General features: G+C 69.3%; 15 protein-coding genes and 1 tRNA gene. 11 read left to right on the top strand and 5 right to left on the bottom strand.

The genetic code is table 11. The features are described from left to right. The 8 genes from AS857_RS21410 to AS857_RS21375 all read left to right on the top strand — a co-directional run bounded on the left by AS857_RS21410 (nucleotide 1) and on the right by AS857_RS21375 (nucleotide 9,410). Nucleotides 1-2,316: an FdhF/YdeP family oxidoreductase gene (locus AS857_RS21410; protein ID WP_058044900.1), complete on the top strand. Its 2,316-nt coding sequence runs from the start codon at nucleotides 1-3 to the stop codon at nucleotides 2,314-2,316. A 66-nt stretch (nucleotides 2,317-2,382) separates the two neighbouring features. Further along, nucleotides 2,383-2,844, top strand: coding sequence for a PaaI family thioesterase (locus tag AS857_RS21405; RefSeq protein ID WP_058044899.1), 462 nt, complete (start codon nucleotides 2,383-2,385; stop codon nucleotides 2,842-2,844). Nucleotides 2,845-2,926: 82 nt separating this feature from the next. Beyond that, a complete protein-coding gene (locus tag AS857_RS21400) occupies nucleotides 2,927-3,313 on the top strand; it encodes a hypothetical protein (protein WP_058044898.1) in 387 nt (128 codons plus the stop codon). Between the two features lie 302 nt (nucleotides 3,314-3,615). Next, nucleotides 3,616-4,854, top strand: coding sequence for a branched-chain amino acid ABC transporter substrate-binding protein (locus AS857_RS21395; protein WP_058044897.1), 1,239 nt, complete (start codon nucleotides 3,616-3,618; stop codon nucleotides 4,852-4,854). 161 nt (nucleotides 4,855-5,015) lie between these two features. Next, nucleotides 5,016-5,948 (top strand): branched-chain amino acid ABC transporter permease, encoded by a 933-nt coding sequence (locus AS857_RS21390; protein ID WP_058044896.1) that lies wholly within the window; start codon nucleotides 5,016-5,018, stop codon nucleotides 5,946-5,948. Nucleotides 5,949-5,953: 5 nt separating this feature from the next. After that, complete coding sequence (locus AS857_RS21385) at nucleotides 5,954-7,834, top strand: branched-chain amino acid ABC transporter permease (RefSeq protein WP_245700642.1); 1,881 nt, start codon at nucleotides 5,954-5,956, stop codon at nucleotides 7,832-7,834. After that, nucleotides 7,831-8,697: an ABC transporter ATP-binding protein gene (locus AS857_RS21380; RefSeq protein ID WP_058044895.1), complete on the top strand. Its 867-nt coding sequence runs from the start codon at nucleotides 7,831-7,833 to the stop codon at nucleotides 8,695-8,697. Before AS857_RS21385 ends, AS857_RS21380 begins: the two co-directional genes overlap by 4 nt. Further along, nucleotides 8,694-9,410 (top strand): ABC transporter ATP-binding protein, encoded by a 717-nt coding sequence (locus AS857_RS21375; RefSeq protein ID WP_058044894.1) that lies wholly within the window; start codon nucleotides 8,694-8,696, stop codon nucleotides 9,408-9,410. The genes AS857_RS21380 and AS857_RS21375 overlap by 4 nt, the downstream gene beginning before the upstream one ends. 54 nt (nucleotides 9,411-9,464) lie before the next feature. On the opposite strand, the gene AS857_RS21370 is transcribed toward AS857_RS21375, so the two are convergent. Beyond that, entirely contained in the window at nucleotides 9,465-10,115 is a 651-nt protein-coding gene (locus AS857_RS21370) for an ANTAR domain-containing response regulator (protein ID WP_058044893.1), read from the bottom strand. 95 nt (nucleotides 10,116-10,210) lie between these two features. Between AS857_RS21370 and AS857_RS21365 the strand changes: the two genes are divergently transcribed. Continuing rightward, nucleotides 10,211-10,285 (top strand) — tRNA-Leu (locus AS857_RS21365). A 119-nt stretch (nucleotides 10,286-10,404) separates the two neighbouring features. Next, entirely contained in the window at nucleotides 10,405-11,175 is a 771-nt protein-coding gene (locus AS857_RS21360; RefSeq protein ID WP_058044892.1) for a hypothetical protein, read from the top strand. Nucleotides 11,176-11,186: 11 nt separating this feature from the next. On the opposite strand, the gene pyk is transcribed toward AS857_RS21360, so the two are convergent. Continuing rightward, complete coding sequence (gene pyk / locus AS857_RS21355; protein ID WP_058044891.1) at nucleotides 11,187-12,608, bottom strand: pyruvate kinase; 1,422 nt, start codon at nucleotides 12,606-12,608, stop codon at nucleotides 11,187-11,189. Between the two features lie 143 nt (nucleotides 12,609-12,751). After that, a complete protein-coding gene (locus AS857_RS21350) occupies nucleotides 12,752-13,456 on the bottom strand; it encodes an SIMPL domain-containing protein (protein ID WP_058044890.1) in 705 nt (234 codons plus the stop codon). 190 nt (nucleotides 13,457-13,646) lie between these two features. Here AS857_RS21350 and AS857_RS21345 point away from each other — a divergent pair, with 190 nt between their 5' ends. After that, nucleotides 13,647-15,461 (top strand): bifunctional metallophosphatase/5'-nucleotidase, encoded by a 1,815-nt coding sequence (locus AS857_RS21345; RefSeq protein WP_058044889.1) that lies wholly within the window; start codon nucleotides 13,647-13,649, stop codon nucleotides 15,459-15,461. Here the strand turns inward: AS857_RS21345 and AS857_RS21340 are convergent. Next, nucleotides 15,417-16,922 carry a lysine N(6)-hydroxylase/L-ornithine N(5)-oxygenase family protein gene (locus tag AS857_RS21340; protein ID WP_079110546.1) on the bottom strand — a complete coding sequence of 502 codons (1,506 nt, stop codon included), beginning with the start codon at nucleotides 16,920-16,922 and terminating at the stop codon, nucleotides 15,417-15,419. The genes AS857_RS21345 and AS857_RS21340 overlap by 45 nt on opposite strands. Further along, entirely contained in the window at nucleotides 16,919-18,448 is a 1,530-nt protein-coding gene (locus AS857_RS21335; RefSeq protein ID WP_058044888.1) for a pyridoxal phosphate-dependent decarboxylase family protein, read from the bottom strand. The genes AS857_RS21340 and AS857_RS21335 overlap by 4 nt, the downstream gene beginning before the upstream one ends. Nucleotides 18,449-18,500: the final 52 nt, after the last annotated feature.

Genomic DNA, 18,500 nt, shown 5'->3' with positions numbered 1-18,500 from the left:
ATGGCAGGCAGGCCACCCACCGGCGATCCCGTCCAGGACGCACCGGACGTCACGGCCCCGCAACACGCCGCCGCCGGGCTGCCCGCCGTCGCCCACTCCCTGCGCATGGCCCACCAGCAGATGGGCGCGCGCCGCACCGCCCTCACCCTGCTCAAGGTCAACCAGAAGGACGGCTTCGACTGCCCCGGCTGCGCCTGGCCCGAGCCGGACAAGCGCCACGCCGCCGAATTCTGCGAGAACGGCGCCAAGGCCGTCGCCGAAGAGGCCACGCTGCGCCGCGTCACCCCCGACTTCTTCGCCCGGCACCCGGTCCCCGACCTCGCCGGGCGCAGCGGCTACTGGCTCGGCCAGCAGGGCCGCCTGACCACCCCCATGTACCTGGCCGAGGGGTCCGACGCCTACGAGCCGGTCAGCTGGGAGCGCGCCTTCGACATCATCGGCGAGGAGCTGGCGGCCCTCGGCTCCCCCGACGAGGCCGTCTTCTACACCTCCGGCCGCACCAGCAACGAAGCCGCCTTCCTCTACCAGCTCTTCGCCCGCGAATTCGGCACCAACAACCTGCCCGACTGCTCCAACATGTGCCACGAGTCCTCCGGCTCGGCGCTGTCGGAGACCATCGGCATCGGCAAGGGCAGCGTCCTCCTGGAGGACCTCTACAAAGCCGACCTGATCATCGTCGCCGGGCAGAACCCGGGCACCAACCACCCCCGCATGCTCAGCGCCCTGGAGAAGGCCAAGCGCGGCGGGACGAAGATCATCACGGTCAACCCGCTCCCCGAAGCGGGCCTGGAACGCTTCAAGAACCCGCAGAACGCCCGCGGCCTCGCAGGCGGCGGCACCGCCCTGACCGACCTGTTCCTGCAGATCCGCCTCGGCGGCGACCAGGCGCTCTTCCGCATCCTCAACAAGCTCGTCCTGGAGACCGAGGGCGCCGTCGACACGGAGTTCGTCCGCGAACACACCCACGGCTTCGAGGACTTCCGCGACGCCGCACTCGCCGCCGACTGGGACGAGACCCTGCGGGCCACCGGCCTGAGCCGGGCGGAGATCGAGCAGGCGCTCGGCATGGTCCTGGCCTCGAAGCGCACCATCGTCTGCTGGGCCATGGGCCTCACCCAGCACAAGCACGCCGTGCCCACCATCAAGGAGGTCGTCAACCTCCTGCTGCTGCGCGGGGACATCGGCCGCCCCGGCGCCGGCGTCTGCCCCGTCCGCGGCCACAGCAACGTCCAGGGCGACCGCACCATGGGCATCTTCGAGCGCCCCGCACCGGCATTCCTCGACGCCCTGGAAAAGGAATTCGGCTTCACCCCGCCGCGCGAGCACGGCCTTGACGTCGTCCGCGCCATCCGTGCGCTCCGCGACGGACAGGCCAAGGTCTTCTTCGCCATGGGCGGCAACTTCGTCTCCGCCACCCCCGACACCGACGTCACCGAAGCCGCCGTGCGCCGCGCCCGCCTCACCGTGCACGTGTCGACCAAGCTCAACCGCTCCCACGTCGTCACGGGCGCCCGCGCCCTCATCCTGCCCACCCTCGGCCGCACCGAACGCGACCGGCAGGCCGGCGGCGAACAGTTCGTCACCGTCGAGGACTCGATGGGCATGGTCCACGCCTCCCGCGGCGGCCTGAAGCCCGCGAGCCCCCACCTCCTGTCCGAGCCCGCCATCGTCTGCCGCCTGGCCCGGCGCGTGCTCGGCGCGGCCTCCGCCACCCCGTGGGAGGCCTTCGAACGGGACTACGCCACGATCCGCGACCGCATCGCGCGCGTCGTCCCCGGCTTCGAGGACTTCAACGCCCGCGTCGCCCACCCCGGCGGCTTCACCCTGCCCCACGCGCCCCGCGACGAGCGCCGCTTCCCCACCGCCACCGGCAAGGCCAACTTCACCGCCGCCCCGGTCGAGTACCCCCGCCTCCCGGAAGGCCGCCTGCTGCTGCAGACGCTCCGCTCGCACGACCAGTACAACACCACGATCTACGGCCTCGACGACCGCTACCGCGGCATCAAGAACGGCCGGCGCGTCGTCCTCGTCAGCCCCGAGGACGCCCGCGAGCTCGACCTCGCCGACGGCTCCTACGCCGACCTCGTCAGCGAGTGGACCGACGGCACCGAACGCCGCGCCGCCGGCTTCCGCGTCGTCCACTACCCGACCGCCCGCGGCTGCGCCGCCGCCTACTACCCGGAGACCAACGTCCTGGTCCCGCTCGACCACACCGCCGACATCAGCAACACCCCCGCCAGCAAGTCCCTGGTCATCAGGATCGAAAAGGCGGAGCAGGCGGCACGGACCGGGCGGAAGGACGACCGGACCGGTTGACGGCAAGGCCGTTGAACTGAAAAAACGTTCACACCACAACGGCCGAGGGTGATCGGAGCACGACGCATGGGCGAGCACGGCAAGACCACGTTTCCGCAGGAGGTCCTGGACCAGTGGTCCGGCAGCGGGCTCGACCTGCCCGCCCTCTTCTCCGCCGGGCACCTCGGCGAGCGCATGAGCGTACGGGTCGTCGAGGCCTCCCCGGAGCGCGTGGTCGGCACCATGCCCGTCGAGGGCAACACCCAGCCGTACGGCCTGCTGCACGGCGGCGCCTCCGCCGTGCTCGCCGAGACCCTCGGCTCCATCGGCGCCATGCTGCACGGCGGTCCCTCCCGGATCGCCGTCGGCGTCGACCTCAACTGCACCCACCACCGGGGCGTCCGCTCCGGAATGGTGACCGGCGTCGCCACCCCCGTCCACCGCGGGCGCACCACCGCCACCTACGAGATCGTCGTGACCGACGAGAACGACAAGCGCGTGTGCTCCGCGCGTCTGACCTGCGTCCTGCGCGACGCCGAAGCGGCCTGACCGACGCCGGAGCGGTCCTGACAACCGCCTCCGCGTCCCGCAGCACCTTCCCGCGCCCGCCGGGGCGCTCTACCGTGCCCGCATGCGGGCACCTTCGCGCCGCCGGCCGGCCGGCGCATCGCTGCTTCTGACGGCCGCGCTCCTGGCCGGCTGCGGGGACTCCGCGGCCGGCCCGGCCCCGCGCTCCCCCACACCCGACTCCCCCGTGCAGCTGTGCACCAAGCTCATCTCCTACTGGGCCGAGCAGGACCTCATCGGCAGCAAGTGGGCCGGGCTCGACTGGGAGCAGAAAGGCCTGTCCAACGAGCAGTTCGCCCTCTACGACGACATCGTGCAGGCGGCCCGCGGCGAACAGCGCAGACACGGGACCGCCGCGGCCCTCGAACTGGCCCGCCGCCAGGCGCGGCAGCGCTGCGAGGCCGCGGGCGGGGCCACCCGCAGCTCGGAGAACTGGCGGCCTCCCACGTGACCGTGTGTAATCGTCACGTAGGACGGGAAACGTAGCACCGTCGGCAGGACCGCGCTCCTCGCGGCCCGTCCATCCCTTCCCGCGCCCCCGACTGCTTAGCGGAACTGCACTTTCTGGCTCCGCACTCGGGGGACAAATCCCCATCCGCGAAGATCATTCGCTCACGGCTGCTACACAAAACTCCCCAGAAGTGATCTGCGTCATAACAAGACAGTCACATCATGGCCAGCACCTCTGCCCCCCGCAGCCGCACCCCCTTAGAGTCACGGCCAGTCACCACCCCGCCGGGGAAAGGACACACCGTGCGCCACCGTCCCCTGCTCATCCTCACCAGCACCCTCGCCGCCGGCACACTCGCCCTGAGCGCCTGCGGCTCACGCGACGGCGGCAAGAGCGACGACAACGAGGGCAGCGGCAAGCAGACCACCGTGGTGATCGGTGTCGACGCCCCGCTGACCGGCTCCCTGTCCGCCCTCGGCCAGGGCATCAAGAACTCCGTCGACCTCGCCGCCCGCACCGCCAACAAGAACAAAGAGGTCCAGGGCATCACCTTCAAGACCGAAGCCCTGGACGACCAGGCCGTTCCGGCCTCCGGCCAGCAGAACGCCACCAAACTCGTCGCCGACAAGACCGTCCTCGGCGTCGTCGGCCCCCTCAACTCCGGCGTGTCCCAGTCCATGCAGGGCGTCTTCGCCCGAGCCGACCTCACACAGGTCTCCCCCGCCAACACCAGCCCCGAGCTCAGCCAGGGCGACAACTGGCTCAAGGGAGAGAAGAAACGCCCCTTCAAAACCTACTTCCGCACCGCCACCACCGACATCATCCAAGGCCGCTTCGCCGCGCAATACGCCTACAAGGACGCCAAGAAGAAGAAAGTCTTCGTCGTCGACGACAAACAGACCTACGGCGTCGGCCTCGCCTCCATCTTCGCCCAGGAATTCAAACGCCTCGGCGGCGAAGTCGTCGGCACCGACCACATCACCGTCAAGGAGACCGACTTCTCCAGCGTCGCCAACAAAGTCAAGACCAGCGGCGCGGACATCGTCTACTACGGCGGCCAGTACCCCGAAGGCGGCCTCCTCTCCGACCAGGTGAAGAAGACCGGAGCCCGCATCCCCCTGATGGGCGGCGACGGCGTCTACGACCCCGCCTTCATCAAAGCCTCCAGCGAGAACAACGACGGCGACCTCGGCACCTCCGTCGGCTACCCCGTCGAAGGCCTCGACTCCGCCAAGGCCTTCGTCCAGAACTACAAGGACGCCGCCTACAAAGACCCCTACGCGGCCTACGGCGGCTACTCCTACGACGCCGCCTGGGCCATCGTCCAAGCCGTCAAGAAAGTCGTCGCCGACAACAACGGAAAACTCCCCGCCGACGCCCGCGCCAAGGTCACCGAAGCCATGGGCAAGGTCTCCTTCGAAGGCGTGACCGGAAAAGTCTCCTTCGACGAATACGGGGACACCACCAACAAACAACTGACCGTCTACCAGGTCAAGGGCGACACCTGGCAGTCCCTCAAGAGCGCCACCTTCAAGGACTGAACAGCCCTCCCAGGGACTGAAGAGGACCGAAGAGGACTGAGCAGGACCGCAAAGAACGAAGGGCCCGCAACAGGCCCCGCGGAAACCGCACCCACCGCGCGAGGACGCAACCCACGCCCTCGCGCGGACCCACATCCGACACCCGCATCGGAGGCCCAGCGGTGCACCAACTGCCGCAAACGCTGGTCAACGGTCTCGCCCTCGGTGCCCTCTACGGCCTCATCGCCATCGGGTACACCATGGTCTACGGCATCGTCCAGCTCATCAACTTCGCCCACGGCGAGATCGTCATGATCGGGGGCTTCGGCGCCCTCAGCGTCCACCTGTGGCTTCCCGCCGGCACACCCCTCTCCGCCGCCCTCCCCCTCATGCTCATCGGCGGCGCCCTCGCCTCCGTCGCCGTCGCCACCGCAGCCGAACGCTTCGCCTACCGGCCACTGCGCGACGCCCCCAGGCTCGCCCCCCTCATCACCGCCATCGGCCTGTCCATCGCCCTCCAGCAACTCGTCTGGGCCTTCTACCCCGACGCCAAGAAATCCCGCGGCTTCCCCCAGTTCCAAGGCGACGCATTCGAACTCGCCGGCAACCTCCACATCCAGCGCGACGACGTCTTCGTCCTCATCGCCGCACCCCTGTGCATGCTCGCCCTCGGCTTCTTCGTCGCCAGAAGCCGCACCGGCCGCGCCATGCAGGCCACCGCCCAGGACCCCGACACCGCAAAACTCATGGGCATCAACACCGACCGCATCATCGTCCTGGCCTTCGCCATCGGCGGCGCCTTCGCCGCCGTCGCCGCAGTCGCCGCAGGCCTCCGCGCCGGACAGATCAACTTCGAAATGGGCTTCATCCTCGGCCTCAAAGCCTTCACCGCCGCCGTCCTCGGCGGCATCGGCAACATCTACGGAGCCATGCTCGGCGGAGTCGTCCTCGGCATAGCCGAAGCCGCCGCCTCCACCTACATCCAGCACATCCCCGGAATGCAACAACTCGGCGGAGGCGGCTGGAAGGACGTATGGGCCTTCGCCCTCCTCATCCTCGTCCTCCTCATCAGGCCCCAAGGCCTGCTCGGCGAACGTGTCGCGGATCGGGCGTGAACGCGATGAACCCACAGAAGACCGCAGGCGACGACGCGAACAGCAACGGACCCGGGAACAGGAACGGGAACGGGAACGGGACGGCAGCACCCACCACCGAAACCACCCCCGTCATCCCCCTCCCCCTCGGCACCGCCCGCACCCTCACCGCCACCGGAGCCGCCCTCAGCGCCGCCTCCACCTTCCTCCCCTGGACCTGGACCACCGCCTTCCCCGGCAACCTCACCGTCACCGGCTACCCCGGCGGCCTCCAACTCCTCACCCTCACCGGCGCCCTCCTCACCCTCCTCTACGCCCTCACCACCTGGAACCTCCCAGGCCTCCGCTGGCTCAACCCCGCCGGCAGCCACAACGCCACCGCACTCCTGGCCACCGCCACCCTCGCCACCACCTGGTACACACTCATCGCCATCGCCGTACAACTCGGCGGCATCGTCAACCTCGAACCCGGCGGATACGCCGCCGCCCTCACCACCCTCACCACCCTCCTGGGCACCCTCGCCCTCCCCCTCGACCGACGCACCACCACCTCCTTCCCACCCACCAGCCGCCTCAGCACCACCCGCACCGGAACCGCCCTCCGCTCCGTACTGCGCACCATCCGCCCCGGCCGCCCCGACCGGCGAACACCACCCGCCCGGCCCCTGCCCGCCTGGGCCGAGATCCTCATCATCGCCGCATCCTTCGGCCTCGCCCTGGGCCTCGTCACCTACGGCATCGGCACCGCCTACGGAGAGCTCTTCACCGGATTCCTGCTCCTGGCCGGCCTCGGCGCCGCAGCCCTCGCCCGGGCCGGGCTCATCGGGCGGCTCACCGCCCTCACCGCCAGGCACCGCACCCCCACCGTCACCGCCGCCTTCGTCGCCGCGGCCCTCTTCCCACTCACCCAGGACACCGACCAGTACACACTCATCGCCGTCAACATCCTGATCTTCTCGACCGTCGCCCTCGGCCTCAACGTCGTCGTCGGCCTCGCCGGCCTCCTCGACCTCGGCTACGTCGCCTTCCTCGGCGTCGGCGCCTACACCGCCGCCCTCGTCTCCGGCACCACCGCATCCACCCTCGACATCCGCTTCCCCTTCTGGGCCGCCGTCCTCACCGGAGCCGCCGCCTCACTCGTCTTCGGCGTCGTCATCGGCGCCCCCACCCTGCGCCTGCGCGGCGACTACCTCGCCATCGTCACCCTCGGATTCGGAGAAATCTTCCGCATCACCGTCGGCAACCTCAACGGCGAATCCGGCCCCTCCCTCACCAACGGACCCAACGGCATCCCCAACATCCCCGACCTCGCCCTCTTCGGCTACAACTTCGGCGAAACCCACACCCTGGGCGGCATCACCCTCAACCCCTTCGCCAACTACTACCTCCTGATGCTCCTCTTCACCGTCCTCGTCGTCCTCGTCTTCAGCCGCGCCGGCGACTCCCGCATCGGACGCGCCTGGATCGCCATCCGCGAGGACGAAACCGCCGCCACCGCCATGGGCATCAACGGCTTCCGCCTCAAACTCCTCGCCTTCGCCCTCGGCGCCACCCTCGCCGGACTCGCCGGCACCGTCCAAGCCCACGTCGCCTACACCGTCGTCCCCGAGCAATACGTCTTCGCAGGCCCCGTACCACCCAACTCCGCCTTCCTCCTCGCCGCCGTCATCCTCGGCGGCATGGGCACCATCAGCGGCCCCCTCCTCGGCGCCGCCCTCCTCTACCTCATCCCCGCCAAACTCCAGTTCCTCCACGACTACCAACTGCTCGCCTTCGGCGCCGCCCTCATCCTCCTCATGCGCTTCCGCCCCGAAGGACTCATCCCCGACCGCCGCCGACAACTCGAATTCCACGAGGGCACCACCGGCAGCAGCACCCTCACGCACGCGGAGGCGTCCACACCATGACCACCACCGCCGCCCCCGCCCCCGCCGACACACCCGCCCTCACCGCCACCGGCGTCACCATGCGCTTCGGCGGCCTCACCGCCGTACGCGACGTCCACCTCACCGTCCACCGCAACGAAATCGTCGGCCTCATCGGACCCAACGGCGCAGGAAAGACCACCTTCTTCAACTGCCTCACCGGCCTCTACATCCCCACCGAAGGCACCGTCGCCTACAAAGGCACCACCCTCCCGCCCAAACCCCACCTCGTCACCAAAGCCGGCATCGCACGCACCTTCCAGAACATCCGGCTCTTCGCCAACATGACCGTCCTGGAAAACGTCCTCGTCGGCCGCCACACCCGCACCAAAGAAGGCCTCTTCTCCGCCCTCCTACGAGGCCCCGGATTCCGCCGCGCCGAACAAGCCTCCGAAAACCGCGCCATGGAACTCCTCGCCTTCACCGGACTCGCCGCCAAACGCGACCACCTCGCCCGCAACCTCCCCTACGGCGAACAACGCAAGCTGGAAATCGCACGCGCCCTCGCCAGCGACCCCGGCCTCCTGCTCCTCGACGAACCCACCGCCGGAATGAACCCCCAGGAAACCCGCGCCACCGAGACCCTCGTCCGCGCCATCCGCGCCCAGGACACCGCCGTCCTCGTCATCGAGCACGACATGCGGTTCATCTTCAACCTCTGCGACCGCGTCGCCGTCCTCGTCCAAGGCGAAAAACTCACCGAAGGCACCTCCGAAGCCGTCCAAGCCGACGAACGCGTCATCGCCGCCTACCTCGGCACCCCCTTCGAAGGCGCCCCGGGACAGGAAGAAGCGGCCGAAGTGGCCGCCGCCGAAGCCCGCACGGAGGAAGGGGACGAGCAATGACCGCCCTCCTCGAAGTCCAGAACCTCCGCGTCGCCTACGGCAAGATCGAAGCCGTCAAAGGCATCTCGTTCACCGTCGAAGCCGGCCAGGTCGTCACCCTCATCGGCACCAACGGCGCCGGCAAGACCACCACCCTGCGCACCCTCTCCGGCCTCCTCAAACCCCTCGACGGCACCATCCGCTTCGAAGGCCGGCCGCTCACCGGAGTCCCCGCCCACCGCGTCGTCGCCCTCGGCCTCGCCCACTCCCCCGAAGGCCGGCACATCTTCCCCCGCCTCACCATCGCCGAGAACCTCCAGCTCGGAGCGTTCCTCCGCAAGGACACGACCGGAATCGCGCAGGACGTACGCCGCGTCTACGACCTCTTCCCCATCCTCGGCGAACGCGCCCGCCAGGCCGCCGGCACCCTGTCCGGCGGCGAACAGCAGATGCTCGCCATGGGCCGGGCCCTCATGTCCCGCCCCAAGCTCCTCATGCTGGACGAGCCCTCCATGGGCCTCTCGCCCATCATGATGCAGCGGATCATGGCCACGATCACCGAGCTCAGGGCCTCCGGCACCACGATCCTGCTCGTCGAGCAGAACGCCCGGGCCGCGCTCTCCCTCGCCGACCGCGCGCACGTCATGGAGATCGGGAAGATCGTCCTCTCCGGGACGGGGGCGGACCTCCTCCACGACGAGTCGGTACGCAAGGCGTACCTCGGCGAGGACTGACGAGGGCCCGTGTCCGGTACGGACACGGGCCCTCGCTCTCACATCACGGCCGGGCTACTGCCCCTTCGCCGCCTTCTTCTCCTCGGCGTCCTCGATGACGGCCTCGGCCACCTGCTGCATCGACAGACGGCGGTCCATGGACGTCTTCTGGATCCAGCGGAAAGCGGCCGGCTCCGTCAGCCCGTACTGCGTCTGCAGAATGCTCTTCGCACGATCGACCAGCTTGCGCGTCTCCAGCCGCTGGGAGAGATCCGCGACCTCCTTCTCCAGAGCCTTCAGCTCCGTGAAGCGGGAGACGGCCATCTCGATGGCCGGGACGACGTCGCTCTTGCTGAAGGGCTTCACCAGATAGGCCATGGCCCCGGCGTCCCGGGCCCGCTCCACCAGCTCGCGCTGGGAGAACGCGGTCAGCATCAGCACGGGCGCGATCGAATCGCGGGCGATCTGCTCGGCGGCGGAGATCCCGTCCAGGACGGGCATCTTCACATCGAGGATCACCAGGTCGGGACGGTGCTCCCGGGCCAGCGCGACCGCGGTCTCGCCGTCGCCCGCCTCGCCCACGACGGAGTAGCCCTCTTCCTCGAGCATCTCTTTGAGGTCGAGACGGATCAGGGCCTCGTCCTCGGCGATCACGACACGGGTGACATGCGGAGGGGTGTGCTGCGGCTCGTCGTCGACGGGCGGCGTGGGCTCGGCGGCGGTCACGGGTCTCCTCGTTAGGGCAGGTGCTGCTGCACGAGCCTACCTACGTCATGTAGTTTTGAGCACCGAGGGGGTATACACTTCCCTTAGATTGCAAGGCCCCGGTAGCCCAATTGGTTAGAGGCCATGGATTCAAAACCCATCCAGTGTCGGTTCGAGTCCGACCCGGGGCACTTCACCTTCGATTCGAAGGTCAGCCGAAGCTCTAAACCGTTGGCGATCTTCACTCGCCATGGTGAACATTGCTTCGAATTAGCCTGCGAGACGCGACCGCTCGACCAGGCTCGTTGGCATGTACGACATCCGAACGCGTCGGTACGCGCTCACACTCGTCAACCAGGGCCGCAGCCTTAACTCGGTGAGTAAACAGACCGGGGTATCCCGGTCCGCGATACGCGGATGGCAAGCCGGGACCGAACCCCTCCCACGCACGACCGAGTGCTCCATGTGTGACGGCGATCCCCAGCCACCAGCGGATCACGCCACCTACTGCTACCTGCTCGGCCTATACCTCGGCGACGGCTGCCTGAGCGCCGGTCGACGCGGCGTCTACGCCTTACGCATTGCCTGCGCGGATGCGTGGCCCGGCCTCATCGAGTCCTGCCGGGATGCCATGGCGAGGGTTCGCCCGACGAACAGCGTCTGCATCGTCCGCAAGCAGGGTTGTGTCGCAGTCACCAGCTCCAGCAAGCACTGGCCCTGTCTCTTTCCGCAGCACGGCCCCGGAAAGAAGCATGAGCGCCCCATCAGGCTGGAGCCGTGGCAGCAGGAGCTCGTAGAGGCGCATCCCTGGCCGTTCATCCGCGGGCTCATCCACTCGGACGGCTCACGCATCACCAACTGGACGTCCCGCATCATCAACGGCCAGCCCAAGCGCTACGAATACCCGCGGTACTTCTTCACCAACGCGTCTACAGACATCTTGAAGCTCTTCACCGACACCCTCGACAGGGTCGGCGTCGACTGGAAGTCCACTCGCCAGAGCCGAAGAGCTCAGAGCATCTCCGTAGCCCGCAAAGCATCCGTCGCCCTCATGGACGCCTACATAGGCCCCAAGTACTGACCGGAGTGCGGCTACTCCTCCCCGATGTGGTGCACCCGCACCATATTCGTCGTGCCGGGCGTCGCCGGCGGCGAACCCGCCGTGATGATCACCCGATCCCCCCGCCGGCACCGCCCGATCCGCAGCAGGTACTCATCCACCTGGTCGACCATCTCGTCCGTCGTCTGCACCATCGGCCCCAGGAACGTCTCCACTCCCCACGTCAGGCTCAGTTGGGCCGCCGTCGCCGCCTCCGGCGTGAACGCCAGCAGCGGGATCGGGGAGCGGTAGCGCGACAGCCTTCGGACCGTGTCGCCGGATTGGGTGAAGGCGACCAGGAACTTCGCCTCCAGGAAGTCACCCATCTCGGCGGCCGCGCGCGCCACCGAGCCGCCCTGGGTGCGGGGCTTGCTCCGCTCGGTGAGCGGCGGCAGACCCTTCGCCAGGAGGTCCTCCTCCGCGGCGGCCACGATGCGGCCCATGGTCTTGACCGTCTCCACGGGATACTTGCCCACGCTCGTCTCGCCGCTGAGCATCACCGCGTCCGTGCCGTCGATGACGGCGTTCGCGACGTCCGAGGCCTCCGCGCGGGTGGGGCGGGACGCGTCGATCATCGAGTCGAGCATCTGCGTCGCCACGATCACGGGCTTGGCGTTGCGCTTGGCGAGCTTGATGGCCCGCTTCTGCACGATCGGGACGGTTTCCAGGGGCATTTCGACGCCGAGGTCGCCGCGGGCGACCATGATGCCGTCGAAGGCGGCGACGATGCCGTCGAGGTTCTCGACGGCCTGCGGCTTCTCGATCTTGGCGATGACGGGGAGGCGGCGGCCTTCCTCGTCCATGACGCGGTGGACGTCCACGACGTCGTCCGCGCTGCGGACGAACGACAGGGCGATGATGTCGGCGCCGATGTCCAGGGCCCAGCGCAGGTCTTCGACGTCCTTGTCGGAGAGGGCCGGGACGGAGACGGCGACGCCGGGGAGGTTGAGGCCCTTGTGGTCGGAGACCATGCCGCCTTCGATGACGATGGTCCGTACGCGCGGGCCGTCGACCTCGGTCACCTCGAGGGTGACGCGGCCGTCGTCCACGAGGATGCGTTCGCCCTTGCTGACGTCGGCGGCGAGGCCGTCGTAGGTGGTGCCGCAGGTGTGGCGGTCGCCTTCGACGGGCTCGACGGTGATGGTGAATTCGTCGCCGCGTTCAAGGAGTACGGGGCCCTCGTGGAACCGGCCGAGGCGGATCTTCGGGCCTTGAAGGTCGGCGAGGACGCCGACGCTGCGGCCGGCTTCTTCGGCGGCCTTGCGTACGCGCTGGTACCGGGCCTCGTGGTCGGCGTAGGTGCCGTGGCTGAGGTTGAAGCGGGCGACGTCCATGCCGGCGTCGACGAGTGCCTTGATCTGCTCGTACGAGTCGGTGGCGGGCCCGAGGGTGCAGACGATTTTTGCTCGGCGCATGTCTCGACCTTACGACCTACCAGTGGGTAGCGAATCCGTCGGCCGTGACAGCCCAACGGCCTTTCGGTAAAAGGTTTTTGACAACGAGTGAATGTGCGTGCGCGCGCTCCGATGAGCACCCTCGGGGTCCTCGCCCGGCGGGGTCAGAGTCGGGGCGGGGTCATGGTGAAGCGGGCGCTGACCTGGGCGCGGAGGGTCTGTCGCTGGGGTTCGAGATCCAGTTCGGGCGCGGAGGCGGCGGCTCCCGCGGCGCCGGCGGCGGCGCGGGGCCGGCGGGGCATGGCGCCGCCGGGGCCCGAGAAGCCGGTGTGCTCGGCGCCGTCGTCGGCGAGTTCGAGGAGGGCCGTGAGGTCGGCGCCGAGGGCGGCGGCGTATTCGCGGGCGCGCTGGACGGCTTCGCGGACGGCCTTGCGGCGGACTTCGGCGTGGGCGGGCGAGTCGGGACGGAGGGCCCACCAGGGGCCGCCGATGCGGGTGAGGGGGAGGTCGGCGAGGCGGGTGGTGAGTTCGCCGAGGACGGTGAAGTCGTTGACGGTGGCGGTGAGGTGGATGCTGCCGTTGTAGGCGCTGATGCGTTCGCCGCGTCCCTTTTCGGTGAGCTGGGGGGTGATGCTGATGTATCCGGTCTCTGTCTTTTCGACGGCTTCGCCATAGGACTTCAGGAGGTCGAGGGCCCGGGAGTTGCGCTGGGTGAGGTCGTGGAGGGTGGTGGTGCGGTCGGTGCCGCGGGCGGTGACGGTGATGCGGAGCCGGGCGATTTCGGGGTCGGCTTCGAGGCGGGCTTCGCCGCGGACGGAGACGCGGGGGGTTTCGGGGGTGCCGTAGGGCAGGGGTGTGGGTGCGGTCATGTGATCAGTGTGACCTCCCGGTTCTCCGGGCTCTCCGGGCTCTCCGGGCTCTCCGGGCGAAGTTACCGGGGAGTCACCGGATCGCAACCTTGGGAGGGTGTCGCGGGCGGGGTGGCCCGGGTCAGAATCTACGCGCGTTGTCAGCATTGTGACTTGCGCTGTGACTTGCACTGTGACTTGGGGAGAAGAAGTGCCGCTGAACCGGAGGAACTTTCTGGGGCGTACTGCCGCGACGGGCGCGGGGGTCGCGCTCGTGGGGGCGGTGGGTGCCGGGTCGGCCGAGGCGCGGGAGGTGGATGGGGGCCTGACGGGCGGCCGGGGGAAGCGGAAGTACTCGTTCACTGTCATGGGGACGACGGACCTGCACGGGAACGTCTTCAACTGGGACTATTTCACGGACGCCGAGTTCGACGACAAGGCGCACAATGACGTGGGTCTGGCGAAGATCTCGACGCTCGTGAATCAGGTCCGTGCGGAGAAGGGGCGCCGCAACACCCTGCTGATCGACGCGGGTGACACGATCCAGGGCACCCAGTTGTCGTACTACTACGCCAAGGTGGACCCGATCACCAAGGCGCACGGTCCGGTGCATCCGATGGCCCAGGCGATGAATGCCATCGGCTACGACGCCGCGGCGCTCGGGAATCACGAGTTCAATTACGGCATCCCGGTGCTGCGGAAGTTCGAGGAGCAGTGCGACTTCCCGCTGTTGGGGGCGAATGCGCTCGATGCGAAGTCGCTGCGGCCGGCTTTTGCGCCTTATGTGATGAAGCGGGTGTGCACGCCTTTCGGGCGTGATGTGAAGGTGGCGATCCTGGGGCTGACGAATCCGGGTATCGCGATCTGGGACAAGGCGAATGTCCAGGGGAAGATGGTGTTCCCGGGTCTGGAGGAGCAGGCGGCGAAGTGGGTGCCGCGGCTGCGTTCGATGGGTGCGGACGTGGTGATCGTCTCGGCGCACTCGGGTTCGAGCGGGACCTCTTCGTACGGTGACCAGCTGCCGCACATCGAGAATGCGGCTGCGCTGGTTGCGGAGCAGGTGCCGGGGATCGACGCGATCCTGGTGGGCCATGCGCACACGGAGATCCCGGAGTACCGGGTGGCGAACAAGAAGACGGGCAAGCAGGTCGTGCTGTCGGAGCCGCTGAAGTGGGGTCAGCGGCTGACGCTCTTCGACTTCGGTCTGGTGTGGGAGCGGGGTCGCTGGCAGGTGGAGTCGGTTTCGGCGAAGGTGCTGAATTCGAACACGGTGGCCGAGGACAAGAAGATCACCCGGTTGCTGCGCGACGAGCACGAGAAGGTCGTGGCGTACGTGAACCAGGTGATCGGTACGTCGACGGGGGCGATGAGCGCGGCCGAGGCGGCGTACAAGGACACGCCGATCATCGACTTCATCAATCATGTGCAGAAGGAGACGGTGAAGGCGGCGCTGGCCGGGACGGCTCATGCGGCGTTGCCGGTGTTGTCGCAGGCGTCGTGTTTCTCGCGGACGGCGGCGGTGCCGGCGGGGAAGGTGACGATCCGTGAGGTCGCCGGGTTGTATCCGTTCGAGAACACGCTGGAGGCCCGGGTGCTGACGGGTGCGCAGCTGCGGGAGTATCTGGAGTTCTCGGCGCGGTATTTCGTCCGGACGGCTGCGGGTGCGCCGGTGGATCCGGCGAGGCTGACGAATGCGGAGAGCATTCCGGATTACAACTATGACGCGGTCAGCGGCCTCTCGTACGAGATCGACATCGCGAAGGCGCCGGGGTCGCGGATCGCGAAGCTGATGTTCGACGGGAAGCCGCTGGACGACGCGGCGCAGTTCGTGCTGGCGGTGAACAATTACCGGGCGAGTGGTGGGGGGAATTTCCCGCACGTGGCTCGGGCGAAGCAGGTGTGGGCGAATCCGGAGGAGATCCGTAACACGATCATTTCTTGGGTGAAGGCTCAGGGGACGATCGATGTGGCGAAGTTCGCCTCAGTGGACTGGAAGCTGACGCGGGATGGTGCGCCGGTCTTCTGATGCGGTGGCGCGGGGTCGTGGCTGAGGCCGTGGCTCCAGGCCGAAGGTGGTGAAGGCGGTCCGCTCCGGCAGGGGGTAGGCCGCCTTTTCCGTGATCGCGTTGAGGATGGTGGCGCTGCGCCAGGCGGCGAGGCCGAGGTCGGGGGTGCCGATGCCGTGGGTGTGGCGTTCGGCGTTCTGGACGTGGATGGCGCCGCGGACCAGGGGGTCGAGGACGAGGCGGTGGTTCTCGTCGATGCGGGGGCGTTCGCTGTGGTCGCGGCGGATGTAGGGGTCGAGGGCGGCGAGGAGGGTGTCGACGGGGCGTTCGCGGTAGCCGGTGGCGAGGATGACGGCGTCGGTGGTGACGCGGGAGCGGGTGCCTTGCTGGGCGTGTTCGAGGTGGAGTTCGACGCGGGTGGTGCCGACGCGGCCGGCGGTGCGGACGAAGACGCCGGGGGTGAGGACGGTGTCGGGCCAGCCGCCGTGGAGGCTGCGGCGGTAGAGCTCGTCGTGGATGGCGGCGAGGGTGTCGGCGGCGATGCCCTTGTGGAGTTGCCATTGCTGGGGCAGGAGTTGGTTGCGTACGGCTTCGGGGAGGGCGTGGAAGTAGCGGGTGTAGTCCGGTGTGAATTGTTCGAGGCCGAGTTTGCTGTATTCCATGGGGGCGAAGGCGGGGGTGCGGGCGAGCCAGTGGAGTTTTTCGCGGCCGGCGGGGCGGTTGCGGAGGAGGTCGAGGAAGACTTCGGCGCCGGACTGGCCCGATCCGATGACGGTGATGTGTTCGGCGGCGAGGATGCGTTCGCGGTGGTCGAGGTAGTCGGCGGAGTGGATGACGGGGACGGCGGGGGCGTCGACGAGGGGGCGTAGGGGGTCGGGGACGTAGGGGGCGGTGCCGACGCCGAGGACGAGGTTGCGGGTGTAGGTGCGGCCGAGGGCTTCGGCTTCGCCGTCGGTGTCGAGCTGGGTGAAGTCGATTTCGAAGAGGTTGCGTTCGGGGTTCCAGCGGATCGCGTCGATCTGGTGGCCGAAGTGGAGGCCGGGGAGGGATTGGCTGACCCAGCGGCAGTAGGCGTCGTATTCGGCGCGCTGGATGTGGAAGCGCTCGGCGAAGTAGAAGGGGTAGAGCCGTTCGCGGGACTTGAGGTAGTTGAGGAAGCTCCAGGGGCTGGTGGGGTCGGCGAGGGTGACGAGGTCGGCGAGGAAGGGGACCTGGAGGGTGGTGCCGTCGATGAGCAGGCCCGCGTGCCAGCGGAAGGTGTGGTTCTGGTCGTAGCAGGCGGTGCGGAGGCCGGGGATGCCGTGGGCGAGGGCGGCGAGGGAGAGGTTGAAGGGGCCGATGCCGATGCCGGCGATGTCGAGTGGGCGGTCGGGTGTGGTCTGGGGGGAGGCCGGTGTTTCGGGGGCTGTTTCGGGCTTGGGGGGCGGCGGGGTGTCGGGGGTGTTCTGCGGGGGGTTCTTCGGGGGTGGCGGGGTTTTCATCGGCGTACCTGGCCTTCCACGAGGGTGAGGAGTGTGCGGAGGTCGTCGGGTGTCGTGTGGGGGTTGAGGAGGGTGGCTTTGAGCCAGAGGCCCTCGGGGGTGGTGGTGCGGCCGAGGACGGCGTGGCCGTGGTGGAGGAGGGTGCGCCGGAGTGCGGCGGTGGTGCGGTCGTCGGTGGGGGTGGGGCGGAAGAGGACGGTGCTGAGGGTGGGGCGCGCGTAGAGGTCGAAGCCGGGGTGGGCGTCGATGAGGTCGGCGAAGTGCCGGGCGGCGGTGCAGACCCGTTCGGCGAGGTCGCCGAGGCCGCGGCGGCCCAGGGCCCGGAGTGTGACGGCGATCTTGAGGATGTCGGGGCGGCGGGTGGTGCGCAGGGAGCGGCCGAGGAGGTCGGGGAGGCCGGCCCGGGTGTCGTCGGGGGCGTTGAGGTAGTCGGCGTGGTGGGCGAGGGGGTGGAGGGCGGCGCTGTCGGGGACGGCGAGGAGGCCTGCGGCGACGGGCTGCCAGCCGAGTTTGTGGAGGTCGACGGCGATGGTGTGGGCGCGGTCGAGGCCGTCGAGGGCGGGGCGGAGGGTGTCGCTGAAGAGGAGGGGGCCGCCGTAGGAGGCGTCGATGTGGAGGCGGGCGCCGTGGGTGTGGCAGAGGTCGGCGATGGCGGGGAGGGGGTCGATGCGGCCGGTGTCGGTGGTGCCGGCGGTGGCGACGACGAGGGTGGGGGTGCCGGTGGTGGCGGGGTCGGTGAGGGCTGTGTGGAGGAGGGTGGGGTCGAGGATGCCGGCGGGGGTGGGGAGGGTGAGGGGGGCGGGCAGTCCGAGGAGCCAGGCGGCGCGGTGGATGCTGTGGTGGGCGTTGGCTCCGCAGATGATGCGGAGCGGGTGGGCGGCTCGCCCGGGGGGTTGTGTGGCGGATTCGGGAGCCGGCTGCCTTGACGGCCCCCGGGGCGCGTCTCCGGTTGCTGCCCGGGCCGTCTCTCCGGCCGTCTCCCTGGCCAGGAGGAGGGCCAGCTGGTTGGACTCGGTGCCGCCGGTGGTGACCAAGGCGTCCGGGGCCGGGTGCCGGGGGTAGGCGAGGGCTGCCAGGGCCCGGGTGGTGAGGGTTTCGAGGGCGGTGGCGGCCGGGGCCTGGTCCCAGGAGTCGAGGGAGGGGTTGAGGGCGGCGGCGGCGAGGTCCGCTGCGGCGGCCACCGCGAGGGGCGGGCAGTGCAGGTGGGCGGCGCAGTGGGGGTGGGCCGGGTCGGCGGCGCCCTCGGCCAGGGCGCCGACGAGGGTGTGGAGCGCTTCGTGGGCCCCGGTGCCGGTCTCGGGGAGGACCGGGGCGGCGCGGGCGCGGACGCGGGCGGTGACGGCTTCGGGGCCGCCGGGCGGGAAGGGGCCCCGGCGGGTGGCGGCGCCTTCGGCGAGGGCGTCGAGCACGGTACCGAGGAGGGGGCGCAGGGCCTCGGGCCCTCGGGTGCCGCCGGCGAGGGGGGCTGGGGTGCGGTCTGCGGCGTCGTGGGGGGAGGCGACGGTGGGGCCGGCGGGCGCAGGCATTTAACTTTGCCCCTTTTGGGTTGACTTCGAGCGCATGCTGTGGGGTCGGTCC

Origin of the sequence: Streptomyces roseifaciens, from assembly GCF_001445655.1 — a bacterium.
Taxonomy (GTDB): Bacteria; Actinomycetota; Actinomycetes; order Streptomycetales; family Streptomycetaceae; genus Streptomyces; species Streptomyces aureoversilis.
Note: the sequence above shows the minus strand (reverse complement) of the source record. Positions and strands in the feature narration are given on the sequence as shown.

Coding starts and splice junctions, on each gene's coding strand:
- AS857_RS21410 (WP_058044900.1), top strand. CDS start 1: ATGGCAGGCAGGCCACCCACCGGCGATCCCGTCCAGGACGCACCGGAC.
- AS857_RS21405 (WP_058044899.1), top strand. CDS start 2,383: ATGGGCGAGCACGGCAAGACCACGTTTCCGCAGGAGGTCCTGGACCAG.
- AS857_RS21400 (WP_058044898.1), top strand. CDS start 2,927: ATGCGGGCACCTTCGCGCCGCCGGCCGGCCGGCGCATCGCTGCTTCTG.
- AS857_RS21385 (WP_245700642.1), top strand. CDS start 5,954: ATGAACCCACAGAAGACCGCAGGCGACGACGCGAACAGCAACGGACCC.
- AS857_RS21380 (WP_058044895.1), top strand. CDS start 7,831: ATGACCACCACCGCCGCCCCCGCCCCCGCCGACACACCCGCCCTCACC.
- AS857_RS21375 (WP_058044894.1), top strand. CDS start 8,694: ATGACCGCCCTCCTCGAAGTCCAGAACCTCCGCGTCGCCTACGGCAAG.
- AS857_RS21360 (WP_058044892.1), top strand. CDS start 10,405: ATGTACGACATCCGAACGCGTCGGTACGCGCTCACACTCGTCAACCAG.
- pyk (WP_058044891.1), bottom strand. CDS start 12,608: ATGCGCCGAGCAAAAATCGTCTGCACCCTCGGGCCCGCCACCGACTCG.
- AS857_RS21350 (WP_058044890.1), bottom strand. CDS start 13,456: ATGACCGCACCCACACCCCTGCCCTACGGCACCCCCGAAACCCCCCGC.
- AS857_RS21340 (WP_079110546.1), bottom strand. CDS start 16,922: ATGAAAACCCCGCCACCCCCGAAGAACCCCCCGCAGAACACCCCCGAC.
- AS857_RS21335 (WP_058044888.1), bottom strand. CDS start 18,448: ATGCCTGCGCCCGCCGGCCCCACCGTCGCCTCCCCCCACGACGCCGCA.